This window comes from Tenacibaculum sp. E3R01 (assembly GCF_003318185.1).
Classification (GTDB): domain Bacteria; phylum Bacteroidota; class Bacteroidia; order Flavobacteriales; family Flavobacteriaceae; genus Polaribacter; species Polaribacter halocynthiae.
The window spans coordinates 10,083-21,639 of the sequence record NZ_QOCC01000033.1 but is presented as its reverse complement, the minus strand read 5'-3'; the positions used below and the strand labels follow the sequence as shown (position 1 = coordinate 21,639).

Here is an 11,557-nt window from a genome sequence, read left to right as displayed (position 1 = left end):
CGTCACCGTTGGAGTTACTGTCACTGTAGATTTATCAGTAAGTTCGCTACTACAACTAGCGTTTGATGCTAAAATGTTATAAGTTGTATTTGCAGTTGGAGTTACATTAAAACTAATATTACCTCCAGTACCAGCTATTGCTGACCCAACATTATTATCATTACTATCTAAACGTAATTGATAATTTACTCCTGAAATACTTGAATTTAATATTATTGTTCCAGTACCCCCTATACAAATTGTATCATCACTTACTGCAAGTGTATCATCCACAACACATAAAGTTGCACTACTCTTTTCACCACATAAATTATTAGGATGTTTAACTACAACATAATATGTTTTACCATTTAAACTAGCATTTGGATTAATTCCTAAAACAGAAGTAGTCACATTACTATATGGTGCTGTGTTTGTTAGCATTGTCCCTCCAGAATCGGGATCTCCATCATACCATTGATATGTTAATCCACTAGTTGCATTATTTGGAACACTATAATTAGGTGTTCCTGTTGTAAATGATGTTGCTTGATCTGCAGATGATACAACTGTAAAACTTACAGAACTTACACTAACAGAAGTTGAAATATTACTTGGTGCTGTATCAATATCTATATCTATAGCTAATATTTCTCCACCTGAAACTCCATTATAACCTCCTGTTCCTCCAGTTACTCGACCACTACTATCGAAGCCAGTTCCGTCTAAAACTCCATCTTTAGTAGCATCTGTCCCTCCAGATTCTACTGAATCAGGACATCCGTCATTGTCACTATCTGTATCTAAATAATCAGGTGTTCCATCATCATCTGAATCACATGAAATTAAAGAAATAGCAATCTCATCTAGTAATAAAGTATTATATGCTGCATCAGCATTATTATTATATATTTCTACAGTAACCGTTGTTGTTGTTGAAGTAAATAAAAATTCAAATCGTTGCCAAGCCAAAGTTAAAGTTCCCGTATTGATCGTTTGCAAAACAGTTCCAACCCCATCTTTAATCTGCATCCTAACATCAGGATAAGCACTAGCTGGCTGACCACTTTCTTCTTTGGCAGCTACAGCAAATAAGCTATAGGAATATTGCTGATTGGCTTGCACGGTTATATTTTCTTGATAAAGTAACACTGGAGCTACACCTATTGGATTATCTAACGCCAAATATTTTCCTTCTGTATTACCAGTTGCATCAGCAGCTGAGTTTGGTTGATACCAAGATTGCCCTGCAAAATCTGTATTGGTACCTACCCTCACATTAGCTACGTTCGCAGCTGGCACGTTAGGATGACTAGTAGCTGGACTACCAGTTCCCGTTCCAAAATCATCAGAAAAAGCATAACACGTTCTTTCATTAATATCTAATATCCCATCATTATCATCATCTAAATCACATACATTATTTATACCATCTGCATCTGGGTCATTTGCTGTAGGTGTACCTACAATAGCGCCACTTGTACAGGGATCTAATATATTTACAGAAGCACTTAAAACATCTACAAAATTACTTGATTGAGTCTCTGTTGATGTTATATTAGTTACTGTATTTGTAACAGTAACTGGTCCTATACCAGAATTCACTGTAGTAACTATTGTGAGAGTTGCCACTTGACTTGCAGTTAACGTTCCTACGTTCCAAAGCCCAGATACAGAATTATAAGTTCCCCCAGAATGACTTGAATAAGTAACATTACTTGGTAATACATCAGTAATATTAACATTAGTTGCTGTACCTACTCCTTTATTTGTTGCTTGTATTGTCCAAGTAACTGTATCTCCTTCATCAGCACTTGATACATCTACGCTTTTAATTACATTAATATCTGGTGAACAATCTGTAGTTGCTGTACTAGGACTACCAATGTTATCAGCAAGTGTAATATCTGTTGCCGTTCCTGAAAAGTTCGCTACTAATAATGCATAATACTTACCTGCTGTAGCAGTAATATTAAAATTAAAGCCCGCAGCTGCTAAATAATCACATGCCAAAGGTGTTCCATAAGAATCACATTGAGTAGTCATATCACTAATACTATCGAAAGGCCCCCATATAGCACCATCAACATCAACTGAATTAGAATTTGTTTGAACTATATTTAAACTCCCACCCGTGGTAGCTTTAAAAAAAAACCACTTTGAATTAGGTGTCGAACCTAAACAGTCGTAATTATTTCCTGAATTATTATCCATAGCAGACCCACCAGAGGTTTCCGCAGGATATGTAACAGCTGAACCTATACAAACCGTTGTGTAATCAGTAATAACATTACAATCTTGTGAAAAAACTTGACCTACTGAACTAATAAAAAATAGAAATATTAAAAAAAGTTTTGTCTCTTTTTTTAATGTACTGATGAATGAGAAATATTCTTTAATCATAAATTGGGGATTAGATTAATTAACAATAATTAATAGCTTTTAAAAAGCTTAATTATTCATTCTCAGCAAAAAGTAAATAGTAAAGGATTATACTAAAATTATAGTATAATGAAAAGAGTAAATTTCTTTAAGTGTAAAATATTGTGTGGGGGACAATATTACTCTAATTGATTGCTAATATACACAAAAATTTAACATTTACAAAAAAAAGGAAATAATTAATCACCTAACCTACTCTAGATCAGCAATAAAAAAAATAAAAATTAAAACTAGTTTTCTTTAGGAAAAGCTTGCTTATTAAATATAAAAAGTAAAATTACTCCTATAGTAATCCAAGAATCTGCACCATTAAAAATAGCATTAAAAAAAGTAAAACTTTCACCCTCATATATTGGAAAATAAAGCATATCAACTACTTTACCATAAAATAATTCTCCATAAGGCTTATCAGCAAATAACGTAGCTACTTTATGCATAGAAGAATCGAAAATAACACCATAAAACACTGAATCTATAATATTACCAACTGCCCCAGCTAAAATTAAGGCTATAGCTATAATTACTGCGTTATGTGTTTTTCTTTTTATACTTTGTATTAACCAATATATAATACCTGTTACAGCTACTAATCTAAATAACGTTAAAAATAATTTTCCTGATTTACCGCCAAACTCAAAACCCCAAGCCATTCCATTATTTTCAGTAAAGTGAATTTTAAACCAGTCGCTAAAAACAACTACCTCTTCACCTAGAGTAAAGTGTGTTTTCACATATATCTTACTTATTTGATCAATTAAAATTGCTAAAATTACTGTTAGGATTGCTATGTTCTTTTTTGACATTTTTTTATTTTAATAGCAACAAAAATAAGAAAACTATTGTTATTGACTAATTTAGTCTAAACCTTTATCTATTCTTTGTAAAAGTTCTTTCCTATAAGATTTCCCTATAGCTAATTTTAATTCGTTTTGTAATACAATTTGATTACCGTCTATCATTACAATTTTGTTAAAGTTAATAGCAAATGATTTATGAATTCTTATAAAGTTAGTCGGTATTTTCTTTAAGAAATCAGTAAGTGTTTGTGGAGTAAGAATTCTTTTATCTGTATAAATTTTTATATAATTTCCATAAGCCTCAATATAATTGATTTCATTAAAATTTAGTTTAATAATTTTTTTATCACTCTTTACAAAGATTGAACTATTTTCTTCTTCTTTATTTTTAGAAAACACTTCTGATTTTATAACTCCTTTCTTTTTTATTTTCAAGACAGCTTGAAAAAAACGCTCAAACGAAAAAGGCTTTAATAAATAATCTGCAACAGATAATTCAAAACCTTCAATTGCATATTCTGGATATGCAGTGGTTATAATTACTGACGGCTTTTGCTGCAATGTTTTCAATAAACTTAATCCTGAAAGTTTAGGCATATTAATATCTAAAAAAAGTAGATCTACTTCTTTTTCTTGTAAAATAGCCATTACTTCAAACGAATTTTTACATGACGATACTAACTCTAAGTTTGGTAATTCTTTAATATAACTTTCTAATATTTGACGAGCTATTGGCTCATCATCAGCTATAATGCATTTGAGGTTCTCCATCTAAAAATTAAGTATTAATTTCACTTTATATTCATTTTCTGTTTTTACAATCTCTAACTTATGAGTTTCAGGATACATTAAACTCAATCGTTTTTTAACATTTTGTAATCCTATTCCACTTTTTCCTTTTTCTAAATCATTTTCTTTCAAACCTGAATCCGTTGAATTTATACATTCAAACTTTAAGTTTTCATCAGTGACATCGACTAGCACTTTAACATTACTTTTTTCATCTAAACTAACTCCTAAATGTTTAAATGCATTTTCTACAAAAACAATTAATAGCATAGGAGCAATTTGTTTTCCTATATAATTACCTTCTAATTTAAAATTAATTTCAGATTGTTCTTCTAATCTTATTTTTTCTAGAGAAACATAATTTTGAAGGTAACTTAATTCTTTTTCAAGTGCTACATAAACCTCTTTTGTTTCATATAAACTATAACGTAATAAATCAGAAAGCTTTAACATTAAACTTGGTAACTTATCTGATTTAACAACAGATAGTCCATATAAATTATTTAATGTATTAAACAAAAAATGTGGGTTTAACTGCGCTTTCAATAACTTTAACTCAGCTTCTTTTTCTTGCTGACGACGAGAAAAACTATCTCTTGCAATTTTTATAGCCATTCCAAAAACCATTGCTAGTAATACAAATCCAAAAAGATTTAAAAACATTTTTAAACTTAATGTTTGCTTTAATGATTTACTTATAAGATATACAGGAATAATCGTGAAAATAATTCCATTTAATATAAAGAAAATAAAAAAGGTAATTTTCTTTTTATTAAAAAATGGTAAAATAAAATAGTTAGTTGAATAAATAGTTGGTACAATAAATAAAATAGCATAAAAAGCTGCAGACAATCTGTTTTCTGATTGTATTCCACCTACTAGCACTAGGAATAAGCATCCCCAAACAAAAACATTTTGTACTACTTTATTGTCAATCCAAGTATCAATTTTTTTCATTTCTTCTATTTAAAAACATCCTTCAAACATACATTATACTTACAAAATAACCATTTTTTAATGATGAAAGATACTTTTTTTTATTTGAACATACTCCTACCAATGATTATAGTAAAAATCACTTTTGTCATTTTTTAAATATGGTTTATCACTCTTCTTTTTTTCAATACAACTTTTGATTGACTTTTGAAGTGTTCATTATAAAAAACTATTAATTATGAAATTTCACAGATCAATCTTTATTTTTCTTTTTAGCATAACATCTACTATTATTTATGCACAATCATTACAACTACAATTAGATAAATACACACCTTATATTAAAGAATTAAATCAGGGAGTTGCTGTATTAGTTCAACGAAACGGTAAAACTACAGTTGCCAACGCTGGCAAATACAACTTTAACAATCATACTATTTTCAATATTGGAAGCGCTACTAAAAAAATGACTGCTATTTTACTTTTACAAGAAGTTGAAAAAGGAACAATAAAGCTATCGGATTCGATTGGGACTTATTTACAGCCAATTAAAAATGTTGACGGAAGTTTAACTATTGAAACATTACTAAGACACAGAAGTGGTTTGGGAGAAATTGTAGGGAAAAATTTTGAAAAGGATTTTTATGCAAAAAATGATTCTTTCTATAATTCAAATTTTCTTAATAAAATACCTAAAAATAACCCTAAAAAAATTGGGAAGTATGATTACTGCAATACTAATTATATTCTATTAGGTCATCTTTTAGAAAAAGTAAACGATAAAAGTTATTTCAACTTATTACAAGAAAGGATTTTTACTCCTTGTAACATGACAAATACCTACCCTTATGTATCAAAAAAACTAAAAAATTTAGCAAAACCTATTCACAAAAAAGAAGATATAACATCGTATTTAGATTATAGGTTCTTTGCTAATTATGCCTATGCTGCAGGAAGTGTTGCTTCTAATTTAAACGACATGTCAAAGTTTTACAATCACTTATTTCAAAAGGGAACATTGATTTCTGAAAAATCTTTACAAAATTTTACTGCTTTTGATGATGCAAATTATGGTTTGGGAATTATGAAATTTAAAGATGGATATGTTGGCCATGGTGGTAACAACATTGGTTATTCCTTTAGAGAATACTACAATCCTAAAAACAAAAACTTAATTCTTCTATTTAGTAATGCTCGTATAATTCCTTTTAATAGAATGCTTAAAAATGAGCTTTTCAATTTTATAGATGGTAAAACAGATACTATCTCTTTTAATAAAAATGTTACTTCAGATTTCAAAAATGTATTAGGTAAATACCTATTTAACTCACATGGAATGAAAATGACAATGGAAATTAAAGAAGAAAATAATCATCTTTATTTTTTAGCTCAAGGAGCCCAAGTTATTTTAATAAGTAAAGAAAAAAACAAATTATATAATGGCAGTTTTGGTGTAGAACTAGAAGTAAACCCTGAAAAACCTCAAGAATTAATTTTTAGACAAAATGGGTTAGAAACTACTATTAAACTTATAAAATCATAAAAAAATGAAATTAGAAATACAAAATATATCAAAGAAATATAACAAAGAAAAGTACGGTTTAAAAGATTTTTCAATGACTATTGAAAAAGGGATTTTAGGATTATTAGGTCCTAATGGTGCTGGAAAATCTACCTTACTAAAAATGATTGCAACCGTAAGTAAACCTTCTAATGGAACTATTTTATTAAATAAAAACAACATAACTAAAGACGCAAACTATATACGTAAACAATTAGGTTTTCTGCCTCAAGACTTCGGAGTATACCCAAATTTAAATGCTTATGAATTTTTAGAATACATGGCTGCAATGAAAGGAGTTGGTGGTAAAAATCTACAACCAAGAATAACACAATTATTAGAAGGTTTAAATTTAATTGACGCTGCTAAAAAACCTATAGGCAGTTATTCAGGAGGTATGAAACAACGTGTTGGTATTGCACAAGCTTTAATAAATAGCCCTAAAATTTTAATCTTTGATGAACCTACTGTAGGCTTAGATCCTGAAGAACGTGTTCGTTTTCGTAATTTAATTTCAGACTTAGCAAACAACTGTATTGTTATTTTATCTTCTCATATTGTTTCTGATATTGATACAATTGCTGATCAAGTTGCTATCCTTAAAAATGGTTCTTTGATAGTAAAAGGTCATCAAGAAAATATCATAAGAAAAGTTCAGGATAAAGTTTATGAAACTAAAATTACAAAAGAAGATTATACAGCGTTCAAAAACTCACATATTATAGTAAGTACTACACGTAAAAACGGCGATTTAATTGTTAGATATATTTCTGAAAAACCTGATAGTAATGCCATAAAACAGCAAGCCAATTTAGAAGATGCCTATTTATACTTAACTAAAACTAATTAATTATGAAATCATTCTTTACCATTATAAAATTAGATTATTTACAACGTACAAGAAGCTATGCTTTTTTAATTACACTTTGTGCTAGTTTAGCAATTGCCTACACTTTTATTCCTGAACCTAATGCTAATTATTCAACTATACGAATTGCTAATTATATTGGCACTTATAACGCTGCTTGGTTTGGTTATGTTACTGCAATCATGTCAAGTCTTTTTCTGTCTTTAATTGGTTTTTACTTAATTAACAATAGTATTAAAACTGATTTAGAAACAAAAGTAGGCCAAATTATTGCTTCTACTAAAATTGAAAACTTCAACTATTTATTTTCTAAAGTTTTAAGTAATTTTTTAGTTTTACTAGCCATTTTATGCACCATCTTTATCATGAGTAGTATACTTTTCTTTTTCTACAATGACGGTTTCCCTTTTGAAATTCTTCATTTTATAAAACCTTACTTTATAATAACAATACCTGCTCTTTTTATTATTTCATGCATCGCTGTTATTTTTGAAGTCTTTTTAGGGAAGTATTCTGTTCTACAAAATATCGGTTTCTTCTTTTTATTCTCGCTACTGATGCTTTCTAACAAAAAGAATCAAAACAATTTTTCATTAGATATTTTAGGCACTGAAATAGTAATGCATCATATGGAAAATCAAGTGAGAAAGATTACCAATGCGAAAAAAACTAAAGAGCTAAGTATAGGTTATGTTTTAGGAAATGTAAAAGAAGCTAAAAAATTTCAATTTGACGGAATAACATTTCCAATAACTTTTATTTTAAGTCGTTTAGCATGGATTCTTTTTTCTATAGGAGCAATAGCAATTACTTCATTATTTTTTCATCGTTTTAATTTAAAAGAAAAAAGTTCAAATAAGCCATCTAAAATCAAACCTAAACAAAAAACTTTATACAAAGATATTACTCTTCTTAATTTACCAATGGTTAAATCTAATTACAAAATTTTCCCATTACTAAAAACCGAATTTCTCTTATTAATTAGAAAAGGAAAAACATGGTTATGGCTTATTAATTTTGCTGGAATTATTTCGTTATTACTAACCCCTTTACAAATTGCTCATCAATTTATTTTACCCATTTTATGGTTTTTACAAGTAGGTAGGTTATCAGATGTTTCAACAAAAGAAATTGAAAATGATATTTATTATTTTTCATTCTCATCATATAAACCTCTTTCTCGTTTATTATTTTCTCAAATTTTAGCAAGTGTTTTCTTACTTTTATTATTAGCAAGTCCTTTATATATCTGTCTAATAATTCATGGTGACTTTATAGCTTTTAGTTCAATTATTTTAGGAGCTATCTTTATTGCTTTAATAGCTATTTTTTTAGGGATCCTAACAAAAGGAAAGAAGTTATTTGAAGTATTATTTTTCATGATTACCTATGCCAATATCAATAGAATACCTTTTGTTGATTATTTTGGAGCCTTAACACATAATTCTATTTATATTGCTAAACTATTAATTACTATCACTTTACTAATAGTCTTTAGTTTTTTAATACGAAAAAGAATGATAAGAAACTTATAACTCTTAAAAAACAAACAATACAATATCAGTGGAGATTAAAACAATAAAACCGAGTCCTCATTTAGAAAAATACATTCTCTTTTATTATGAATTAGAATTAAACAATGAAGCATATTATGCATATCCTTCAGACTGTAATGTTGTTTGCCTTTTTAAAAATGCTGATGTAACTTATTCTAATAATGAAATTAAAATTATAGAAGACTCCTCTTTTTCAAATTCTTTCACTGCTTTAAATAAATTTACAACTCCTTTATTTGTAAACACCAAAGGAGTTGTAAAAGAATTTGTAATTATTTTCAAAGCTTTTGGTTTATCTCAATTTATTACTAAAAATTATAATGGAATCCCCTTTTTTCAAATTGAAGAGTTTGACGATTTCTTAAAAGATAATCCTACTTTTTTTAATAAAACAGAAACAACTAAAATTAAATTAATTGAAGATTTTCTGCTTACTAAACTGAATGAAAAAAAAGATTTAGAAATTATTTTAAAAAGTATTTTGCTTATGAAGAGTAATGAATTAACCATTCACCAGATTTCTGAAAAATGCAATTGTAGTTATAAAAAGCTATATCGTCTTTTTTTAACACACTGTGGAATTACTCCCTCAATTTTAAGAAAAAACATTAAATTTCGTTACTCTTTAAAAAAAATGAAGTCTAAAAACTCTTTTTTTAAGTTATCTGATGTTGCTTTTGATTCAGGATTTTATGATCAGGCTTTTTTTAATAAAATATTTAAAAAGCTAACTAGTGAAACTCCAAAACATTTTTTTAAAAATGTCAGTATTTTATCTGAAAAAGAAATTTATTTTAAAAATATAAAATAATGTTAATGTCCATTTAATACAATTAATTTTTATAATTGAAAAGTAACTTTCGAAAGTTATATTTTATCAATTATTAAAAATTATGAACACTTTTCCGAAAATTAATATCTGGTCTATTTCTGAAAAAATATTATTTCGTTTTTTCTTTACTTATTTTACCTTATTTATCCTTTTTAAGAATAATGGCGCTTATCCTTTTTTTGGCTACATTAGCGAACTTTTCAATAAGTTTTTACATAATTTTATTCCTTGGGTAGGTAAAAACATTTTAGGAATTACTTATAAAATTAGAGTAGGTCCTAACGGAAGTGGAGATACTACTTACGATTATACATTAATTTTCACAATTGCTCTTATAGCTCTGTTATCAACAATAGTATGGTCTTTTTTAGATAAAAAAACTAAGAGCTATTCAAAAATGTATTATTGGTTAACACTAGCAGTGCGCTGTTATGTAGGATTAATGTTAATTAATTATGGGATGGTTAAAGTAATACAACTACAGTTTTCTGCCCCATCAATGTCTAGACTAACTCAAACTTATGGAGATTCTTCTCCTATGGGGCTAGCATGGACTTTTTTAGGTTTTTCTAAAGGCTATAATTTATTTATGGGAATTGCTGAAGTTTCAGCTGTGCTACTTTTATTTAGAAGAACACTAACTTTTGGATTAATTATCACGCTAATGACTACAGCAAATGTTATGGCTGTAAATTATTTTTATGATGTTCCTGTAAAAATACTTTCTACACATTTATTTTTAATGTGTGCGTTTTTAATAGCAAGAAACTTTAAAACTTTATGGGGATTTTTCTTTTTAAGAACTCCTATTGCTCTTACAGATATATATAAACCTATTTTAAAAAAGGGTATTAGTAAAGCCATGTTAGCTTTTAAAGTATTACTTTTAGGATACGTTTTAGGATACGGTACTTATAGCACTTTAGAATCTAAAGAAAAGTACTATGGTGATAGTTCCAAAAGTATTTTAAGAGGGCTTTATGAAGTAGATGAATTTAAATTAAACGATACATTAATCTCTTCTTCTAACAATACAAAGAAATGGAAATACTTAATGATTGATGGTAAAAAATATGCAAAAATTAAACCAATTGGCAAAAAAAGTCAATGGTATAAATTAACTGTTGATTCAACAAAAAATGAACTGATTTTAAAAAATTATAGAGATACTTTAGAAATCTATAATTTAAAATATACAGAAGGAGATAGTACTAATTTTTATTTAAAAGGAACCGTGAAGTTAGATACTATATCAATCAAATTAAAAAGAACTAAAGATTACAAAAAGAAATTCCTATTAACTAATAGAGGTTTTAATTGGATTAATGAATTCCCTTATAATAGATAAATATGCTACCAAATATTCCTAAAAATAATTATTTAATACTTTTTGATGGTGTTTGTAACTTGTGCAACAATAGTGTACAATATGTTATTAAACATGATAAAAAGAAGATATTTTTATTTACTTCCTTACAAGGAGAAATTGGAAGGAATATTATTAGTCATTTTAATATTGATACTAATAAAGTAGACTCTATTTTGCTATTTACTCCAGATAAAAAGATATATGCTAAATCTACTGCCGCATTAAAAATAGCCTTGAAATTAAATATTCCAGTAAAGCTATTGAGTATTTTTTTTATTGCACCTACTTTTATTAGAGATGCAGTGTATTCTTATATTGCAAAAAACAGGTACAAATGGTTTGGTAAAAAAGAAGCTTGTTATATTCCAACACCAGAATTGAATAATCGTTTTTTATCTTAAAAATGTTTTATAAAAAAAGACCAATGT

At 27.7% G+C, this 11,557-nt stretch carries 9 protein-coding genes and 1 pseudogene; 6 read left to right on the top strand and 4 right to left on the bottom strand.

From position 1 onward, the window contains the following. The 4 genes and pseudogenes from DS884_RS18315 to DS884_RS18300 form a co-directional block, all read right to left on the bottom strand. Positions 1–2,382 (bottom strand): annotated as a pseudogene (locus tag DS884_RS18315) (DUF11 domain-containing protein); the annotation flags it as partial. 269 nt (positions 2,383–2,651) lie between these two features. Next, positions 2,652–3,224 (bottom strand): lipoprotein signal peptidase, encoded by a 573-nt coding sequence (locus DS884_RS18310; protein WP_093870057.1) that lies wholly within the window; start codon positions 3,222–3,224, stop codon positions 2,652–2,654. A 51-nt stretch (positions 3,225–3,275) separates the two neighbouring features. Next, positions 3,276–3,989, bottom strand: a complete 714-nt coding sequence (locus tag DS884_RS18305; RefSeq protein WP_113787795.1) for a LytR/AlgR family response regulator transcription factor — start codon at positions 3,987–3,989, stop codon at positions 3,276–3,278. After that, entirely contained in the window at positions 3,990–4,964 is a 975-nt protein-coding gene (locus DS884_RS18300) for a sensor histidine kinase (RefSeq protein ID WP_113787794.1), read from the bottom strand. A 217-nt stretch (positions 4,965–5,181) separates the two neighbouring features. Here DS884_RS18300 and DS884_RS18295 point away from each other — a divergent pair, with 217 nt between their 5' ends. The 6 genes from DS884_RS18295 to DS884_RS18270 all read left to right on the top strand — a co-directional run bounded on the left by DS884_RS18295 (position 5,182) and on the right by DS884_RS18270 (position 11,530). After that, the gene (locus DS884_RS18295) at positions 5,182–6,486 is read left to right on the top strand and encodes a serine hydrolase domain-containing protein (RefSeq protein ID WP_113787793.1); all 1,305 of its coding nucleotides are present in this window, start codon (positions 5,182–5,184) and stop codon (positions 6,484–6,486) included. 4 nt (positions 6,487–6,490) lie between these two features. Next, positions 6,491–7,354 (top strand): ABC transporter ATP-binding protein, encoded by an 864-nt coding sequence (locus tag DS884_RS18290; protein ID WP_113787792.1) that lies wholly within the window; start codon positions 6,491–6,493, stop codon positions 7,352–7,354. A gap of 2 nt (positions 7,355–7,356) precedes the next feature. Further along, complete coding sequence (locus tag DS884_RS18285) at positions 7,357–8,907, top strand: hypothetical protein (RefSeq protein WP_113787791.1); 1,551 nt, start codon at positions 7,357–7,359, stop codon at positions 8,905–8,907. A 28-nt stretch (positions 8,908–8,935) separates the two neighbouring features. Continuing rightward, positions 8,936–9,739, top strand: a complete 804-nt coding sequence (locus DS884_RS18280; protein WP_113787790.1) for a helix-turn-helix domain-containing protein — start codon at positions 8,936–8,938, stop codon at positions 9,737–9,739. Between the two features lie 82 nt (positions 9,740–9,821). After that, positions 9,822–11,108, top strand: coding sequence for a hypothetical protein (locus DS884_RS18275; RefSeq protein WP_113787789.1), 1,287 nt, complete (start codon positions 9,822–9,824; stop codon positions 11,106–11,108). 2 nt (positions 11,109–11,110) lie between these two features. Beyond that, the gene (locus DS884_RS18270) at positions 11,111–11,530 is read left to right on the top strand and encodes a thiol-disulfide oxidoreductase DCC family protein (protein ID WP_113787788.1); all 420 of its coding nucleotides are present in this window, start codon (positions 11,111–11,113) and stop codon (positions 11,528–11,530) included. The last annotated feature ends 27 nt before the right edge of the window (positions 11,531–11,557 follow it).